We start from the raw sequence: 19,318 nt of genomic DNA, 5'->3' as shown, positions 1-19,318 counted from the left end.
GAAGTCGATTTTTAAGTAATGAAGTCGATTTTTAAGTATCGCGTAAATCTCGATGGTTTTATTGCTCAATAGTTCTCTTGCTTGATAGCTTTGTTACTTTATAGCTCTATTGAATGCTATCTAACAGTTGTACGTAAGCATTGAACAGCTCACGATGTGCCATAAGCTCATCATAAGTAATCGCAAAGACACCGTGACCACCGTGGGCAAATTTCAACCAATCAAACTGAATTTCAGGATAGGCTTGCTTTAATGCCCACTCACTATCACCTACTTCACAAACTAACAAGCCTTCAGGGCTCAGATAATCTGGCGCTTCAAACAAAATACGATGCACCAAATCCAGCCCATCTTGACCCGCGGCTAGCGCATGCTCTGGCTCATATAAAAATTCAGGTGGCAGCTCTGCCATAATAGCCGCATCAACATACGGCGGATTGGTGACTATCAACTCATACTGGTGTTCAGCAGGAATCTTAGCAAACAGATCGGACTCAATCACATTAACCTGATGCCCAAGATCATGATGATCGACGTTAACCATGGCTACTTCAAGCGCACTTTTATCGATATCAACAGCATCAACCAGCGCATCAACAAAACGCGTCGCAAGTGCAATAGCAATACAACCAGAGCCAGTGCATAAATCTAAAATACGCTCAGGCTGCGACAGCTGCTTGACCTCTAAACCGTGATCATAAAATGCAGCAGCCTGCTCGTTGACGCTCTTACCAAGTGGTTTGGCAAGCTCATTGACATCAAAATATGGATGGAACTGCTGACGAATCAATTCTGCGATAGGCGATCTTGGAATTAGCACCCGCTCATCGACATAAAAAGGCAAATCACAGAAGTATGATAAGTTGATCAAATAGCTTAATGGTTTACGCTCAGCGATACGCTCTTCTAACAAACTCAGTACCAACTGCTTCTCTGATGTGGTCAAGCGACAATCGAGAATCTGCTCATTGGCTGACCAGTCTAAAGCCAGAGAATGCAAAACAATGGCGGATGCTTCAGCAAACTCATCGGTGGTGCCTTGTGCAACGACCACATCATAATTACGAAGCTGGGTGACCGAAAAGCGAATAAAATCACGAATACTGACCAGTTGCTCGCGAGCCTCTTCTAATTCTGCAGGCAAATTGGCAAATTGATCGTCTTCACCCAGAATCCCACTCTCTAAATCAAACACCATTTCACTCTCTAGACCATCGTCATTGAAGTATTGATTTTGAAACTCTTCTGCGCTCATTGTTTGGTCTTCTGACATATCGCACCTTGCTGATTACATGTTCACTGACTACATGCGGATGGGTTAAAACGCCTTTTATTAAAAGCCGATCTATTAAATAAAAATTTATTCACCATTATAGACATAAACGCTAAGTTGCGCCAATTTTTGCAGTTTTATATTCATAAAAATGGTTCTAAAAACAACGTGAATAATGAGGATTGTAAGTAATAATAGCGCGTCATCTTATGCATACCCTCGCTCAGTTATTGCCCAACTGTAGTGAATACGTCAACGGTTGACGTTTGGCAAGACTTTAATGAAAAAAGATGTGTCAAAAGTTTGCGAAGCATTCAAATTATGCGCATAATAGCCCCATTAGTTATAACCATAAGTATCCCAATATGATGAAAATGAAGCCTCTTATTACCGCTATATCAATTGCTATCGTTACTGCCAGTGTCAGCGCCGTTGCCGCACCTGCTGATAATACGCGCACCTTGCCAGTACGAACCGCTGACTCAATGCCTAGCATTGCCAAAAAAGTTAGCCTTGATGTACAAGAGAATCGCAGTAGCTCAATCGATGGTCGTGCTCCTGTCGTAGCCACGCCTGCTTTAAAGCCTAATACGCCTGACCGTATGACTCAGCTGATTGACGAAAAGCAGGAAGTCGATGTAGAGACAGCGCAACAAGCAGTCAGTGCTGATAATATGACGGTAGAAGAGCTGGCTCGTAAAGATGTGCAGTCTGATAGCACTGACGATATTAGTGAAGGTCAAGCCGTCGCTGCCCCTACCGCAGCCATATCTGATGCTAGCCCAGCAGATACTTCTATCAAAAGCATCGAAGATGTTAATGGTAAAAAACATACCACGCTGAATTTGTCGAATTACGCCAAACAGGTAAACGGTGCCACATGGACACCGAATATGAAAGTTAACTCAGCAATGACGATCAAAATGCAGGCACTGCTTGATTGGAACCATGCTTCTCCTGGTGCCATCGATGGCGGCTGGGGCATGAACAGTAAAAAAGCGCTGATCAACTTCCAAACCATGAAAGGCTTGCCAGCCACAGGTAAAATGGATCAAAAAACGTGGGATGCGTTAAATAAAAATATCCCAGCGAATAAACCAGTGCTCGTGACTTACACCATCACTGAAGATGATATTAAGACCAACTTTGCCAGCACACCTGCAGGTTCAGAAGCTAAGTCAAAAATGAAAGGCTTATACTATCAAGACATTAAAGAGATGTTTGGTGAGCGCTTCCATATGGATGTACGTTATTTAGATAAGCTTAATAAAAATAAGCAGTATAAAGCGGGCGAAACCATCACTGTTTTAAATACCCGTGCACCACTTAAGCAGCGCATTAACCGTGTGGTTGCCAATAAAGCCGATAAGACATTATATGCTTATAACGGCGATAAACTGGTGGCTACTTACCCAACGACAATCGGTAGCGATGCCACACCATCGCCACAAGGTTCGTTTAAAATTATTAACAAGGTGAAAATGCCTTGGTATAAAGCAACCGTTGGTAAAGGCGCAGACAAACAAATACATATGCTACCACCAGGACCAAATAGCCCTGTTGGCGTCGTATGGATGGGCTTGTCTAAACCTTCATATGGTATTCATGGTTCACCAAAGCCTGAAGGCATCAGTCGCCAAGCCTCTGCAGGTTGTGTGCGTTTGACCAACTGGGATGTATTAGAGGTTTATGCCAATATTGAAAATGGCGCAACCGTTGAGCTTAAGTAAATTTGGCTTAACTAATAAGTCATAAACGATGAATAAAAAAAGACCTTGCTATCAAGGTCTTTTTTTATGGCTGATAATCGGATTTATTCATTTAAATTGACAACATTATTCGCTTTTATGCTTTATAGCCTTCTTCATTACCAGTGATGCTACCAACTTTTTTGGTAAAAAACATGCCTGCAGGGATAGACACCAAAACGCCTAATGCTACTGCTATTTGGATATGAGGTATTTCATTAAAACCTGTGACTAAAGCGCCAATCATAAAAACGCCAATGGTAACGGTTGCTGCGATTGAATAGATAACAGAGAATAATGGCCAGTTCATAACTTATTCCTCATTTTTATTGTGGATATAGTACCTTTATACACTAAACCCACAAAGAAAGTAAGTATTTCCTATAAACCTGCGAGCCAGCTATAGTAGGTGACTAAGCATGAAAACCCTGTTAGAGTTAAGGTTTTTATTGTTATTAGTTAATGATGCATAATTTTACTATTTTAAGTATTACTATTTAATGACACTGCGCTCTATTTAGTCGTAAAAAAACCATACGTTGTCCTGTTTTTATCATTACAATAATGTCTTTCTTTTACTTTTTAAGAAAGCCATCCGCCATGACCTCATCTGAAAACGAACTCTCTAATGATTCTTCAGTTATAAAAGATGCTTCAAGCACAGCCAATCATCCAGACAAAAAAGCGGCGCTAACTGACGCAGATGGTAGCTCTGTACTAGATAGCACTGTCGAACATACTGAGCCTTCAAAAAGCTCAGAGACTCATGATGACAATGACTGTGGCGAGGATATGGCTTGTGCACAGCCTCCTGAAACAACGATAGCGATAAAGTCCATTGGTGCTGACGAGGTAGTAGCAACGTTAGAAACCGCCAAGCCCAACAATGAGTCTGAAATAACTAAACGTGAAATCACTGGGCTTGAGACACCACTATTCAATGAATCGTTGAGATTGACAACAGCGCCCAATCATCAAAATCTAGAAAATGCATCAGCAGAACATGCTCAAGCAAAAGAAGATAACGCTTACGAGCAAACGTCTCAAAAAGATGCTGACGCTGAGGTAACGGTAGAGGCAGAGGGTATTGCCCCAGCTGATGCACAGGGCACTTATCCTATCTCTGATAACCCTCAGCAAGAAAGCAAAGCAAATAGTGACAACACAAAACCGTCCTCAATTGATAAACAGCCAGACACACCGAAAAATAATGACACTATCGTAAAAAATACTGTGAAAGATAAAGTCGATAATCAGGAAGAGCTAGAAGACGAGATTAAAGAAAAAAAAGAAGCCAAGCTCGAATCTTATAAGCAATTTGTTGCCGAGCAATTTAGCAATCAAAAGGTAGACTATCCAGAGGTACGGGTCAGAATCGAGGCCAACGCTCTGCCTAGCAAAATGTATTTCATTATGAATATACTTTCTGCCATCATCGCCAGTTATGGGTTAGTGACCAATTCAGCTGCCGTCGTCATTGGCGCCATGTTGGTTGCCATGATGTTAGGTCCCATTACTGGCATAGCGTTAGCGATTATTGATCATCGTATGCCATTACTACGTAAATCACTGATTACGGTTATCGTCGGCGTATCATTGGTGGTATTGGTTGGTTTTATCGTCGGCTGGTTACACAAAGACCAGCCACTGACCGCAGAGATATTATCGCGCACTCAGCCAACCTCGATGGATTTAATGATTGCTCTAGCGGGTGGTACTGCTGGTGCTTATGCGATGGTTTCACCGCACCTATCAGTGGCAGTGGTCGGCGTGGCGGTAGCCACTGCATTGGTGCCACCTCTTGCCGCGAGTGGGATATTATTTGCCAATGGCGAGACGCAGCTTGGACTTGGGGCACTGCTACTGGCGCTAACCAATATTATTGCTATCCAGTTTACCAATGCTTTAGTACTCTGGTTATTAGGCTTTCGCCGTTTGGTCGATGACGATTATAAATCAAGCACCTATTTGACTTTTTTACGCCGTAATGCGGTGACGTTATTATTGTTAGGTGGATTGGGGACGTATTTGACCATCAACCTACAGACCAATGCCAAACAACAGGTTTTTGAGAGTAGCGTCAAAGAAGCCATCAATAGCTACTTTATCGACAAAGGCAACGTGCTGACCAATACTCAGTTTGATACCTCAGAAGAAAATAAAGTCGTACGTGCGGTCATTCGCGGAGAGACGACGCCTACTTCATACGATGTACGGCAAATCGAAACCGTCATTGCTCAAGATATGGCAGAGAATTTCCCTGAGTATCTACCCATTAAGCTACAGCTACGCTACTTGCCAGTACAAGTCATTGAGTCCAATCCATTGAGTCAAGATAAACTGGACGAGACTGATGCGGCGATTTTAACCAATTAGTTTTTTTGACCAACTGGCTTTGATGCGCTACAAATCCATCGAGCATCTGCATGCGCAGAATAACCTAGCCGTTGTAACTCTTGTACCAAGAGCTTGGGCGTTTGTGCTAAAATCGTTTGCAAAATTATTTTACTCAATTCTATTCGCCAGTAAGGAGCCGCTGTGAGCCAGCCATTTCGCTCAGCCGATATTCGTCAAGCTTTTATCGATTTTTTCATAAGCAAGCAGCACACCCCCGTCGCCTCATCGAGTTTGATTCCACACAATGACCCGACATTGCTATTTACCAATGCCGGTATGAATCAGTTTAAAGAAACGTTTTTGGGTATGGAGCCACGTGATTATACCCGTGCGGTGACCTCGCAGAAGTGCGTACGTGCTGGCGGCAAGCATAATGATTTGGATAATGTCGGTTATACGGCGCGCCATCATACGTTCTTTGAAATGCTTGGCAACTTCTCGTTTGGCGATTATTTTAAGCAAGCCGGTATTGGCTATATTTGGGAGTTTTTAACCTCGGACGAATGGCTTGCGATTGATAAAAATCGCTTGTATGTGACCATTTATGAGACCGATGACGAAGCCTTTGATATTTGGCATAAAGACATCGGTATTCCTAGCGAGCGCATTATTCGTATTGGCGATAATAAAGGCGCGCCTTACGCCTCAGACAACTTTTGGACGATGGGCGATACCGGTCCTTGTGGTCCTTGTACTGAAGTCTTTTATGATCATGGTGCCGATATCGAAGGCGGTCTACCGGGCACACCTGAAGAAGATGGCGACCGTTATATCGAGATTTGGAACTGCGTCTTTATGCAGTTTAATCGTCAAAAAGACGGCTCTATGCTACCGCTACCAGCGCCAAGCGTAGATACTGGCATGGGACTTGAGCGTATCAGCGCCATCATGCAAGGCGTCCATGGCAACTACGAGATAGATTTATTTGTACATTTGATGGATGCGGCGGCTGAGATTTTAGAGATTGAAAACCAGCAACAATCGTCATTAAAAGTCATCGCTGACCATATTCGCGCTGTTTCATTTTTGATTGCTGATGGCGTGACACCAAGCAACGAAGGTCGTGGTTATGTACTGCGCCGTATCATTCGTCGTGCGGTACGTCATGGCAATAAACTTGGTGCTGACAGTGAGTTTTTCTATAAAATGGTCGCGCCTTTGGTTGCTGAAATGGGTACGGCGTATCCTGAGCTAAAAGATAAGCAAAGCGTCATTGAAAATGCCATTCAAAAGGAAGAAGCACAGTTTGCCAAAACTTTGGCACAAGGCTTACGTCTACTTGCCAGCGAGCTGGAAGGTCTAAAAGATGGCGACACGTTATCTGGGGAAGCCGCATTTAAACTGTACGATACTTATGGTTTCCCGGTCGATTTGACTGCGGATATCACTCGTGAGCGCGGTATTGTTATTGATGAAGCTGAATTTGATGAGCATATGCAAGCGCAACGTGAGCGTGCTCGTGATGCTGGCAAATTCGACGTTGATTATAGCAGTGTCATTCAAGTAGAAAACCCAACCACCTTTATCGGTTATGAGCAGCTTGCAGAAGATGGCGTGACGATTGATGCGCTGTATCAAGATGGCAATCCAGCAGATAGCTTAGCTGAGGGCATGGAAGGCGTCGTGGTACTTGACCGTACACCGTTTTATGCTGAAGGTGGTGGTCAAGTTGGTGAGCTTGGCGAAATCCGCACTGCAACTGGCGTTTTTGAAGTGCAAGATACCAAAAAATCTGGTCAAGCCATCATCCATTACGGTGTCGTGACCATGGGTGACATTAACACCAAACAAACAGCCGATGCGCAAGTCTTGTCCAGCATCCGTGCGGCTAGTGCCAAAAACCACTCTGCCACGCATTTATTGCATGCCGCATTAAGAGAAGTATTGGGTGATGAAGTCACACAGAAAGGCTCATTAGTATCAAGCGAAGTCTTACGTTTTGATTTCTCGTATGACAAGCCTGTCAGCACTGCTGAAATTACGCGTATCGAACGCTTAGTCAATGAGCAAATTCAAGCCAACACCCCTGCTCGCATCGAGAATATGTCTATTGACGAAGCGATGAAACAAGGCGCTATGGCATTGTTTGGTGAAAAATATGGCAGTGACGTTCGTGTCTTAACCATGGGCACTGACAGTATCGTCGATGGTCAGCGCAAGCCCTTCTCTATTGAGCTTTGTGGTGGTTTGCACGTTAAACGTACTGGTGATATCGGTGTGCTAAAAATTACCAGCGAATCAGGTATTGCTGCTGGCATCCGCCGTATTGAAGCTGTCACTGGCATGAATGCGATTAAAAACATTCAGCAAAGTGAGCAGCAGCTGAGCGAGCTTGCCAGTCAGCTAAAAGTGAAACGTCCTGAAGTGGCACAGCGCGTACGTACCATGGCGGATAAGCAGCGCGAACTTGAGAAACAACTGGAGCGCTTAGAGCAAAAAATTGCCAGCGCCCAAGCAGCCAATTTACTCGATGAAGTGCAGACCATCGCAGGCACGCCGGTGCTTATCAGTACCTTAAGCGGTATCGACGGCAAATCTATCCGCACCCTGATGGACGATATTAAATCTAAACTTCCTGATGGCGTGATTGTATTGATTGGTGATAAAGACGAACAGTTAGCCCTAGCTGCAAGCGTGGCAAAATCAGTCACCGCTAAAGTAAAAGCTGGTGATATCATTCGTCATTTGGCAGGTGAGCTGGGCGGTAAAGGTGGTGGTAAGCCAGATTACGCACAAGGCGGCGCGCCAAAGTCTGGCAACAGTACCGCGGTTATCAACGCCCTACCTGCTTGGATTGAAACTCAGCTTAGCTAGTCCTGAAAAAAACATGAATACAGCGCATCACTTGGGTCTACTACGCATAAGATACGCGATTGGTTATAACGGTTATAACCAATCGCCATGTATCTAAGCGCTACGGGCACTTAACGTTGTGACGTAGATATGATATAAAGGTCAACGTTTATATGCATCGTGCGTGCATTACCTAGTCAGCACTACTGAATACATAAACGAAAAGCATGGGCGCAATTCTTATAATACGGCTTTATCTATACAAGCATTGATTGAGCGTCACATCCGCATATTGGCTCTCATTGATGATAATAAAAGGCCATTAATGAATAATAGGTAGATTTTTATGGCGTTAATAGTACAGAAATACGGCGGCACCTCGATGGGCAGTATCGACCGCATCAAAAACGTCGCCAAACGAGTCAAACGCTGGCATGACAACGGTCATCAAATAGTTGTTGTCGTCTCTGCTATGAGCGGCGAAACCAACCGTTTGATTGATCTAGCACGCCAAATTAGCACTCAGCCTGATCCCCGTGAATACGACCAAATGGTCTCAACCGGTGAGCAAGTATCGATTTCATTGCTTGCTATGGCGATTAAAGAGCTTGGTGTAGGCGCTCGTTCATTTACTGGTCGTCAAGTCGCGATTAAAACGGACAATGCCCACAATAAAGCCCGTATCGAAAGCATCGATGACAAAAATATCCGTGAGCAACTTGATGCAGGCAATGTCGTCATCGTCGCAGGCTTTCAAGGTATTGATGACGAAGGCAACGCGACCACATTAGGGCGCGGCGGCTCTGATACCACAGGTGTCGCTATTGCTGCTGCCTTGGGTGCTGATGAATGTCAGATTTATACCGATGTTGATGGCGTTTATACCACTGACCCTCGTGTAACCTCAAAAGCCAAAAAACTTGAAAAAATTACCTTTGAAGAAATGCTGGAGATGGCAAGTCTTGGCTCTAAGATTTTACAGATTCGTTCGGTAGAATTCGCGGGTAAATATGGTGTACCACTGCGCGTATTATCTAGCTTTGATGAAAACAACGATGGTAGCTTCGACCAAGAATTTCAAGACAATGTCGGCACCTTAATTACGATAGACGAAGGAGACAATATGGAACAGGCAATCATCTCAGGTATCGCTTTTAATCGAGACGAAGCAAAAATAGTCGTGCGCGGTGTACCTGATCATCCTGGTATTGCCTCTGCTATCCTAAGCCCGATTGGTCGTGCCAATATTGAAATTGATATGATAGTGCAAAACCTCTCTACCAATGGCACCACCGACTTTACTTTTACTGTCAACCGTACTGACATGGACAAAACCATGAAAGTACTGGAAAATGAAGTCAAAGATGAGATCGGTGCTAAAGAGATATTGGCTAATGATGAAGTCGTTAAAGTCTCTTTAGTCGGCGTCGGCATGCGCTCTCATGCTGGTGTTGCGAGCCTCATGTTCCAAACGCTTGCTGAAAACAATATCAATATTCAAATGATATCAACCAGCGAAATCAAAGTGTCTGTCCTTATCCAAGAACAGTATTTAGAAAAAGCCGTTAAATCACTACATACCGCATTTGGTCTGGATCGTGAAGATGGCGAAAGTAAAATCGCTGGGCTATAACTTATTTTAAAACGCTTAGAATAATCGATTTAGCATTAACAGTTATGCATTAAGTCAGTATCAATTACTTTCAACAATGTATTAATTTAAATAGGGTCTTTTTAGATCCTATTTTTATTTTTTATTATTGCTAGGGTGAGTATTTACCCAATAGTTTTGTGAAAACCCGTGACAGTCTCTGTTATGCCCCCTATAATGGGGCTTTCATTTGGGCTAAATGAATCTACCTATCATTACCGCTATTGGCACAATAGTAAGCATTGTGGTTGTCATTGATACATTGTCTTTCTAGTGCTGCGGTAATGTCCTGCAATTGAGAAGTAATCTGATGAGTAATAATTTGTTGATGCGACATAAGGAGTGTGACGCATGTTAATTTTGACACGCCGCGTGGGCGAAACGCTAATGATTGGTGATGAGGTCAGTGTGACGGTCCTAGGTGTCAAAGGCAATCAAGTACGTATCGGTGTCAATGCACCGAAAGATATTGCCGTACACCGCGAAGAGATTTACCAACGTATTCAGCATGAGCGTTCTGTACAGTCGCAAATGCAACATCTTGAGCAGGGCAATTTTGCGCCTTCATTTGATGACGAAGACTATTTCAATCGCTAAGTTACATACTTTCACTTTTTAATCTGCTCTGAGGTCATTTATTTATGAGTATCCGCCAATCAGATGTATCGGCTCTACTTAATGGTTTGGATAAAAAAGCCATTGGATTCAATGATGTCATCAGTTTTATTGATGATTTTTATCGCTACGCACCTGCCCCGTTTGTGAACGGTATGGTACACAATGCAGCTGGTGAAAATGAAGGTAGTGCGAAAATTTTTGGCTTTGCCAAGCACCATGGTCTGAATCAATTGGACACGCTAAAACTGTTTGGCGAGCATTATGCCAAAGTTCAAGCAACTCCTAACGGTACTGACCATGCCAATATCCGCAATTTTTTACATTGGGGCTGGCAAGGGTTTTTGATGCAAAAAAACCCATTAACGGTTCGCCCTAGTGTTGATACGACGGCGCTTTAAAAAATTATTAAATAAGAAAAGGCCACGCTGATTAGCGTGGCCTTTTTTATGTGCTTCATTTTTTATTAGAAAATTTAGCCATCAGTCTATTTATCACGAAACTTGACGGGTTGGACTGCGCCTTTCGGATTAGGCATGTTTGGATAATGATGCTCATGCTCGACATCACATTCTGCCCCGACGATAGAACCATCGTCTTTGACTGGCTTATGAATATAGCCTGTGCGCTCAGCAGGTGGTAGATGCTCGTGCTCCCACACCATCACCGCTTGCATACAGGTCTCGCGCTGCTCAGCGGTCAGCTTGCGACCATCAGGCCACTTACCCAACTCAATCGCCATGCGGAATTTATCCACCACTTCTGGCGTTAAACTTGCTAATATCGTTTGCTTATCCATCCTGCCTATTCTCCACTACTATTTTTTATAACATATTTTTTATAACGTTTTTATATAAAAGAGACACTTATTCGTCGTCCATAATATCATCATCCACGTCAAGACTGAATTCCTCAGCATGGACGTTCCAGTGCAATTTAGTGCGACAAGCTTCATAAAAATCAAACCCTGGCGGGTGCAATAAAGTAAGCTTATCTGGATGCTTACGAATATAGAGCCGTTGCTCCTGCTCAAGTGGCACGCTTGGCTTGCCGTCGGCACTGACCATCGGCTGAGTGCGATTGTCTTCATGAATGCGAATGCATACTTCGCTATTACCGCTCACCACAATCGGTCTGCTAGACAGCGTATGGGGATGCATGGGCACCAAACAGATAGCATCCATACTCGGATGAATAATGGGACCGCCGCCAGAGAGTGCATAGGCCGTTGAACCGGTAGGCGTTGCTGCAATCAAACCATCACTATGCTGACGATAGACATCTTGACCATCGATTTTCATCTGAAAATCAATCATATGAACCGATTTTCCCGCATGCAATACGATATCATTGAGCGCCATGTCTTCATGAATGATAGTACGCCCTTCTCGTATCTCCATCGTTAATAGAAAACGATGATCCAACTGATAATCACCCATCAGGACTTGGCGCAATTTAAACGCCGCTTCATCAGGTTTTACATCCGCCAAAAAACCAAGCCGACCACGGTTGACGCCAAATACAGGCACACGGTAGCGTGCCAACGCTTCAGCCGCGTGCAATATCGAGCCATCACCGCCAACAACGATGACCAAATCACAAATCTCACCAATCAAACTACGCTTAACGATTTTGACCTTTTCAATCTCAGTAAGGTTCAAAGTGGGCAAGTTCGCCGTTTGCACATCCATAATCAATGTGAGATTCATCTCATTGATAGTCTGGGCAATTTGTACCAAACTTTGAGTGACACTACGTTTACCAGCGCGGCCCATAAGCCCAATACGCCTAAAAGCAGGGTTTTTGATAGCGTGGAACAGCTCTGATTCATGTAAGTGCGGCAATCTTGCGGATTGCGCTGAGTTTTCCATAAAACGACTCGGCATAACGGTAAATTACTCGCCAATGATAGCGATAAACGAGCGTTTAGACTAGCATGTTTATGAATTATCGTTGTTAACTGTCGTAATCAACCCCATATAAAAGCCATCGCACGTTACTCTTAAACGTGTTTGTTTAGCTAGGCAATACGCCAAAATACATCAACTAATAATAGCTCTATAAGGTCGTGAAGCCTTGATGGCTGTCACGTAAACACAGTTGACAATAATGGCGGTTTTGCTAAAGTAGCTAGCATCATTATTATTTATATTTTATTAAGGACAACTTTATGGCCAATCCTATTGTCAGTCGCGCAGAACTTGCGATCGGCGGTAAGCCAATGACGGTCAAGGGCGTGATTCAAAAGACCAGTCTATTACTTGGATTATCTGCGATCACTGGTGTGGGCTTTTTCTTTTATGCCCTTATGGCAGGTTTGTCGCAAGGCTTTATCACGATGGCTGCCTTCGGCAGTATGTTTGCTGCTTTTGGTCTCGCGCTTTTTATCACTTTTAAACCTCATAAGGCCAAAACCTTTGCGGTGCCTTATGCACTGTTAGAAGGCATATTTTTAGGCGGCATCTCGCTGTTCTTTATGCGGATGTATCCGAGTGTACCAGTGACCGCTATGTGTGCCACTTTTGTGACGGCAGCCGTTATGCTAGGGCTATATCGCTCAGGTCTGGTCAAGGTGACTGAAAAGTTCCGCTCAATTGTGACTTCAGCATTGATTGCAATTATGCTGGTTTATGTGGCGCAATGGGTACTTTCTTTAGCGTTTGGTTCAAGCTTACCGTTCTTATTTGAAGGTGGTGCTATCGCTATCGGCTTTAGCTTATTTGTGATTATCATCGCTTCTTTCACGCTGTTATTAGACTTCGATAATATCGATCGCGGTGTGGCAATGGGTGTCTCTGAAGACTACGAATGGTTATTCAGTATTGGTATTCTTGCCACGCTCGTATGGATGTACATTGAATTTATGCGTTTGCTAAGCTACTTGCAAGACTAATCTAAATATTATTTAACAGTCATTTAAATAAAAAAACCGCCTTGGCTATTCATATAGTTAAAGGCGGTTTTTTTATGGGTAAAGTTAAATACTTATGATAGACATACTGTTTGGAAAAATGTGAGCAGCAAGGAAGATGAGTCTCAGTACTACATTAGTAGGCTAAGTAAGTATGGCGCAGCTAATCGTTTTTTTGAATAGGTATTAAGCACGCTTTAAGCGCAGCGCATTTAAGACCACAAACAATGAACTTAATGACATACCAATAGCAGCCAGCCAAGGTGGCACATAGCCTAACGCTGCTGGTATTAGCACACTGCCATTATAAATCAGTGCCCAGCGGAAGTTTTGTTTGATAATACGTTCCGTTTTATCAGAGATACGCTTAGCCGCAGTAATAGCGTCGATTTGACCATTTAAGATAATACTGTCACTCGATACTTGTGCCAAATCTGCCGCCCCCGCAATAGAAGTCGAGACATCTGCTGCGGCTAGCACTGGCGCATCATTAATACCGTCTCCCACCATCAACACTACGCCACCTTCCGCCTGTAGTTTTTGAATGTGAGTAACCTTGTCTGTTGGCGATAGACCATTGTAAGCAGAATGCATCCCTAAGCTTTCAGCCAATACCAGCGCTTGCGGGCTTGGGTCACCAGTCAACATAACTGTCTCAATACCCAACTCTTTAAGCGTATCGAGCATGGCTTTGGCACTATCACGCACCTTATCATTGAAATAGAAGCATGCCAGCGCTTGCCAAGTGACCGAGTCATTTTGTTGACAAGATAAAACCACTGCTGAGCTGGCGCGCTGTGATACTAAATCAATGACCATATCATTATCAGCATCGTTTAACGCAAAATCCACATGACCAATTCGATATAATACGCCATCAATCATTGCCTCGACACCGCCTGCTGGATAATGCTGTAAGGCCTGCGTCGATGGCAAATGCAACTGATAGGCAGCGGTAAGCAGCGCGTGTGCAATAGGATGACGGCTCCCTACTTCTAGAGCCGCAGCGATGGCTAATACCGTATCTTTTTGCTCATCTGTAGCCGTTGCAATATCATTATCTTTAAGCAGCTCAATATTTAATAAATTCGGCTTACCATAAGTTAAAGTGCCTGTTTTATCAAAGGCGACATGAGTGATTTCCGCTAAAGTTTGTAGCGTATGTCCACGCGTCGTCAAAAAGCCATAGCTTGCCAGTCGATTGGTCGCGACCGTCAGCGCAATCGGTGTCGCTAAAGACAGCGCACAAGGGCAAGTCGCGACCAATACCGCGACCGTAGCCCAAATCGCTTGACTTGGGTCAACGATATACCAACCAATGAATACCAAGACAGACAATACCAAAATACGCGCCACAAACCATCGTGCCAGCTTGTCTGCTTGCTGTGCCAGTTTGGGCTTTTCACTCATGGCACGGTTCATCAGCCGATCAATTAAGCCAATTTGGCTGTCTGCTGGCAATGCTGTGACCAGCATCTCAAACGGTTGGCTATCGTTTTGTGCACCGCCGACGATATAGTCACCTTGGCTCTTGATAATCAAGTCGCCCTCACCCGTCAATAGGCTTTGCGACACGGTAGCAGTCTGGCTCAGCAAAATACCATCGCTGATGATTTCAGAGCCAGCCTCAACTAAAATGATATCACCCACTTGCAAACTATGGGCGGTGACCATTTGTTTTTCTTTTGCCTCATCTGCTGTTGTTGATATGGCTGATTTTTGAGTACGCGTGCGTTGCCAGTCTTGTGCAATTTTTGATGTGAGCTGATGAACATTGGCATCCATGCTTTGCATAAAATTAGGCGTTGGATTAGCTGATGTGCTCGCCTCATTTGTATCCAAATTACTGACTTGATTGCTCACGTCTTCATTTATAGCTGTTTTCTTGAGCTCATTTTTCTTTAACTGCTGTAATATAAGCTCGGCGGCTTCTTTATCTTCCGCAATTTTTTGTACCAGTACTGGCTCAACCACAACCAAGTCATTGGCCATGGTGGCGGCTTTTAGGCGGGCATTATGCTCAATGTAACGCCCTGCCAGTAAAAAGAAAATAAACATACTGACCGAATCGTAATAGGTTTCCCCTTGACCAGTGATGGTGGCATATAGGCTCGCGAAAAAAGTCACAATCAGCGCGATGCTGACGGGCACGTCCATATTGACTTGACGGGCACGAATTGCCGACCACGCTGAGGTAAAGAACGGGACACCCGCATAGAAGAAAACGGGCGTACTGACAAATAAAGACACCCAGCGCAAAAAATCACGCTGAAATATTAGCATATCGCTGTATTCACCAAAATAGATGGCAACGGCATACATCATCGCTTGCATCGAGCCCAACGCGGCAATGCCAAGACGTATCAGCATTTGGTTGTTATGACGCGCCAGCATCGCCTCATGCGTATCTTGACGATAAGGCTTGGCTTCATAGCCGATTTCATTAATGGTGGCAAGAATACGGCTGATCGGCAGCTTATCCTCGTTCCAAATCACACGCATACGCTGATTGGTCAAATTCACCTGACATTTACTGATACCCTCTAACTCATCGAGACGCGACTCAATTAGCCAAGTACATGCCGCGCAGCGTAGGTTATTGACGGACAGCTCTGCAACCGACAGTCCGTCTTGAGCATAGACGAATTGTGATTTGATCTCGTCATGGTCATACGCCTCAAGGCGAGTCAACTGCGTCGGTAGACTTGCCGTACGATTAATCTCTGAGCGGTCCAAGTAATACTGCTCAAGCCCTGCCTCTACGATGCTTTGAGAGGCTAACTGACAGCCCATACAGCACATCTCACGCGGCTTACCCAATATCTTGGCATGGAACGGCGGCTGCGGTACAGGATCACCGCAGTGGAAACAGTGACCTGCGAGTGGCAGTACTAAACCTTCGATGATAGAGTTATCTTCATAATGCTGGCTGGTGGTCGATGCCATTGATGATGGGACATTGGACATAATCGCGCTTACTTCCTTTAGACAGGTTTGCTCGAACCTTATTCGCTTTAAGTAAACTTACTATCACTAACGAGACTCAACGCCTATGCAGAAGACTTATCTAAAACAGCTATTTTAAATAACTTTCAGCACGGCTCACAAAAAATAAAACAATAACAGTAGCGGTTAATTCATAAAAAACACATCGTTGGCGCGTCTCTAAACTGCTATCGTGCATGGCTATGTGACATGGTTACATGGTGACATGAAGCTAATATGACACTTATATAACAATGATACTGCCAATCTAAAGCTTTTAATGCTTTGTTAGCAATGACCGTGTTTTAACAGAGATTATACTATAAGCAAGTGCTGTGAAGAGCATAACGACTCACAGCTTAAAATCAATGAATGCCTGCGTTGACGATGATAGATTGAAAAATTTGTCAATTTGCGTCATTATGAGGCAGTTTTTTATACCAAAATGGTGCGACATCAGTGCAAACATCCAATTCCAAGTTACCAAATACCAAGTTAACACAGTCCTCTAAATCTGTTAACCACACGCTCCCTTCACAGCAGCGTGGGTTGGTATTTAGTAGTCTTATCTTAATTGTCATTATTGCTGGCATGGTGCTCTTGGCGCTATATTTAATCAAACTTGATCGCACCATTACTCATAAGTTTGAGGGTAAGCGCTGGGATATTCCTGCTAAAGTGTATTCGCAGCCGCTTGAATTGTATCAAGGCGCGAGTGTCGACAAAGATACGATGAAGACATGGCTGGAGTTGCTGAACTATCAAAGCAACAAAGCTTATGATCGCACAGGAACCTATCATAGATCAGGTAATACCTACTTTATTCATACTCGCGGTTTTACTTATAGCGCCAACGATGTGGATAAAGAGCAAGTCATAAAAATGACCATTGCTGGTAACAAGATTGAGTCCGTACAAAGCACTTTGCCTGCCAAAAGCGGCATCATTCGCTTAGAGCCGGTGAGTATCGGTGGTATTTATCCTGACAGTAATGAAGATCGTTTGGTCGTCTCGTTAGATGAAGTACCACAACCACTCATTGATGCGTTAATAGCCACGGAAGACCGTGCGTTTTATGAGCACAAAGGCGTCTCTATACGAGGCATTGCACGTGCCGTACTGAACAACTTCTCTGGTGGCTCTAGACAAGGCGGCTCGACCATCACTCAGCAGCTGATTAAAAACTTCTATCTCAATTCAGACCGTACGCTGAAGCGCAAAGCCAACGAAGCGTTAATGGCAGTATTGCTCGAGCTACATTATAGCAAAGATGAAATTCTACAAACGTACCTCAACGAGATTTATTTGGGTCAAAACGGCAACCGCTCTATTAATGGTTTTGGCTTGGCATCACAGTTTTACTTTGATAAACCACTGAATGAGCTGCGCTTGGATCAGCAAGCCCTGCTAGTCGGTATGGCAAAAGGCCCGAGTATCTACAACCCACGTCGCCATCCAAACGACTCAAAAGCGCGCCGTGACGTCGTGCTGGGCAACATGCTGGCCGTTGGCTCACTCAGTCAAGAAGACTATGAAAAAGCGCTAAAGCAGCCACTTGGTGTTGTGGACAAACCTGTCGAAGGCAAAAGTCAATTCCCTGACTTTTTGGATATCGTCAAGCGCGAGCTGAATACCGTGTACTATTCTGATGACCTCAAAAATGAAGGTCTTATCATTATCAGTACTTTAGACCCTATTGCACAATTAGCCGCAGACAAAGCGGTTGATAGAAAATTGGGTGAGCTGCGTCGTAATAGTAGCAAAACCAAAGACTTGCAAGGTGCCTTAGTGAGTGCCAATCCTGAGACTGGTGAGCTGGTATCTGTAGTGGGCAGTGGCAGTGAATTTACCGGCTTTAACCGTGCGGTCGATGCCAAGCGCCAAGTGGGTTCGTTATTGAAGCCTATTATTTATATGACAGCGCTTGAAAGTGGGCGCTATAATCTTGCAAGCTCAGTCGATGACTCACCGATTACCGTCAATCTAAGCGATGGTACTAAATGGAACCCCAAGAACTATGACAATCGTGACCATGGTTATGTGACATTTACCACTGCTTTATCAAAGTCTTATAACCAAGCAACGGTACGCTTAGGTATGGAGTTTGGGGTCGATACCTTTGCCAAGCAGTTACAGCGCATGGGAATCAAAGAAAAAATACCACCTTATCCATCAGCATTGTTAGGTTCTGTTAATCTTAGCCCAATGGACATGCTTGGTGTCTATCAAGTCTTTGCAACTGGTGGCTTCCGTACGCCTATCCATAGTATTCGCACCGTCATTGATGACCGTGGTCGTATTTTACAACGTACTGGACTCAACACTCAGCGTAGTATTCCGCCTGAGACCAATTTCTTAATTAACTATGCTTTACAAGATGTGGTCAAAAACGGTACTGCCAAACGCGTGCAATCACTTGGTAGCAATCTAAATCTTGCTGGCAAAACAGGTACCACAAATGATTACCGCGACGCTTGGTTTGCAGGCTACAGTGGCAACTATGTCAGTGTGGTTTGGGTTGGCCGTGATGATAACAAGCCAATTGGTTTAAGCGGCGGTACTGGCGCATTGCCAGTTTGGGTTGACTATATGAATCGCTTGAAACTGACGCCTGTGGCACTACCAGAGCCTGAAGGTATTGAATGGTTGTGGTTAGAGAACAACTCAGGCAAGTTGTCTAATGAGCGCTGTGCAGATGCACGCTATCTGCCTGTCCTGTCGGCATATTTACCAGAAGAAGCCAGCAGTTGCGCTGTCGGCTTATATCAACAAGATCGTGCTCGTGAACAAAACCAGCAGCGCCGTAGTGAAGGTTTAGAGATTCCAAATGGCGAAGCTGTTGATAGCGACAACCAGGAAAACAGTGATGGGTCAAATGGTAATGATGCAGAAAGTCGTGCCGATACTTGGTATGATCGTGCCGTTGAATGGTTCTAAAGTTATTT

The 19,318-nt window shown here is 44.1% G+C and carries 12 protein-coding genes and 1 pseudogene; 8 read left to right on the top strand and 5 right to left on the bottom strand.

Translation table 11 applies throughout. The annotated features are described in order from the left end of the window. Nucleotides 1-106: 106 nt before the first annotated feature. Nucleotides 107-1,273: a 50S ribosomal protein L3 N(5)-glutamine methyltransferase gene (gene prmB, locus JMW64_RS04865; RefSeq protein ID WP_045451878.1), complete on the bottom strand. Its 1,167-nt coding sequence runs from the start codon at nucleotides 1,271-1,273 to the stop codon at nucleotides 107-109. A 290-nt stretch (nucleotides 1,274-1,563) separates the two neighbouring features. On the opposite strand from prmB, the gene JMW64_RS04860 reads away from it, so the two are divergent. Further along, nucleotides 1,564-3,003, top strand: coding sequence for a L,D-transpeptidase family protein (locus tag JMW64_RS04860; protein WP_060490730.1), 1,440 nt, complete (start codon nucleotides 1,564-1,566; stop codon nucleotides 3,001-3,003). 115 nt (nucleotides 3,004-3,118) lie between these two features. Here the strand turns inward: JMW64_RS04860 and JMW64_RS04855 are convergent, their stop codons facing one another. Beyond that, nucleotides 3,119-3,331, bottom strand: coding sequence for a hypothetical protein (locus JMW64_RS04855; protein WP_087814154.1), 213 nt, complete (start codon nucleotides 3,329-3,331; stop codon nucleotides 3,119-3,121). Nucleotides 3,332-3,621: 290 nt separating this feature from the next. On the opposite strand from JMW64_RS04855, the gene JMW64_RS04850 reads away from it, so the two are divergent. From JMW64_RS04850 to JMW64_RS04830, 5 genes and pseudogenes are all read left to right on the top strand, one after another. After that, the gene (locus JMW64_RS04850) at nucleotides 3,622-5,397 is read left to right on the top strand and encodes a DUF389 domain-containing protein (RefSeq protein WP_201553614.1); all 1,776 of its coding nucleotides are present in this window, start codon (nucleotides 3,622-3,624) and stop codon (nucleotides 5,395-5,397) included. A 162-nt stretch (nucleotides 5,398-5,559) separates the two neighbouring features. After that, nucleotides 5,560-8,232, top strand: coding sequence for an alanine--tRNA ligase (gene alaS / locus JMW64_RS04845; RefSeq protein ID WP_201553613.1), 2,673 nt, complete (start codon nucleotides 5,560-5,562; stop codon nucleotides 8,230-8,232). A 325-nt stretch (nucleotides 8,233-8,557) separates the two neighbouring features. Continuing rightward, nucleotides 8,558-9,844 (top strand): aspartate kinase, encoded by a 1,287-nt coding sequence (locus JMW64_RS04840; RefSeq protein ID WP_055124395.1) that lies wholly within the window; start codon nucleotides 8,558-8,560, stop codon nucleotides 9,842-9,844. 369 nt (nucleotides 9,845-10,213) lie between these two features. After that, a pseudogene (gene csrA, locus JMW64_RS04835) lies at nucleotides 10,214-10,381 on the top strand (carbon storage regulator CsrA); the annotation flags it as partial. Nucleotides 10,382-10,503: 122 nt separating this feature from the next. Continuing rightward, nucleotides 10,504-10,878, top strand: coding sequence for a HopJ type III effector protein (locus JMW64_RS04830; protein ID WP_045445094.1), 375 nt, complete (start codon nucleotides 10,504-10,506; stop codon nucleotides 10,876-10,878). Between the two features lie 86 nt (nucleotides 10,879-10,964). On the opposite strand, the gene JMW64_RS04825 is transcribed toward JMW64_RS04830, so the two are convergent. Then, on the bottom strand, nucleotides 10,965-11,276 hold the full coding sequence (locus tag JMW64_RS04825; RefSeq protein ID WP_045451872.1) for a YeaC family protein: 312 nt from the start codon (nucleotides 11,274-11,276) through the stop codon (nucleotides 10,965-10,967). 67 nt (nucleotides 11,277-11,343) lie between these two features. Continuing rightward, a complete protein-coding gene (locus JMW64_RS04820) occupies nucleotides 11,344-12,348 on the bottom strand; it encodes an NAD(+) kinase (RefSeq protein ID WP_226950210.1) in 1,005 nt (334 codons plus the stop codon). 299 nt (nucleotides 12,349-12,647) lie between these two features. Here JMW64_RS04820 and JMW64_RS04815 point away from each other — a divergent pair, with 299 nt between their 5' ends. Next, a complete protein-coding gene (locus tag JMW64_RS04815) occupies nucleotides 12,648-13,370 on the top strand; it encodes a Bax inhibitor-1/YccA family protein (RefSeq protein WP_045445091.1) in 723 nt (240 codons plus the stop codon). 204 nt (nucleotides 13,371-13,574) lie between these two features. Here the strand turns inward: JMW64_RS04815 and JMW64_RS04810 are convergent, their stop codons facing one another. After that, nucleotides 13,575-16,355, bottom strand: coding sequence for a heavy metal translocating P-type ATPase (locus tag JMW64_RS04810; protein ID WP_193009462.1), 2,781 nt, complete (start codon nucleotides 16,353-16,355; stop codon nucleotides 13,575-13,577). A gap of 477 nt (nucleotides 16,356-16,832) precedes the next feature. Between JMW64_RS04810 and mrcB the strand changes: the two genes are divergently transcribed. Continuing rightward, nucleotides 16,833-19,310, top strand: coding sequence for a penicillin-binding protein 1B (gene mrcB / locus JMW64_RS04805; RefSeq protein WP_201553612.1), 2,478 nt, complete (start codon nucleotides 16,833-16,835; stop codon nucleotides 19,308-19,310). Nucleotides 19,311-19,318: the final 8 nt, after the last annotated feature.

The sequence above is a fragment of the Psychrobacter immobilis genome (assembly GCF_904846065.1).
In the GTDB taxonomy this organism is placed as follows: Bacteria; Pseudomonadota; Gammaproteobacteria; order Pseudomonadales; family Moraxellaceae; genus Psychrobacter; species Psychrobacter immobilis_H.
Note: the sequence above shows the minus strand (reverse complement) of the source record. Positions and strands in the feature narration are given on the sequence as shown.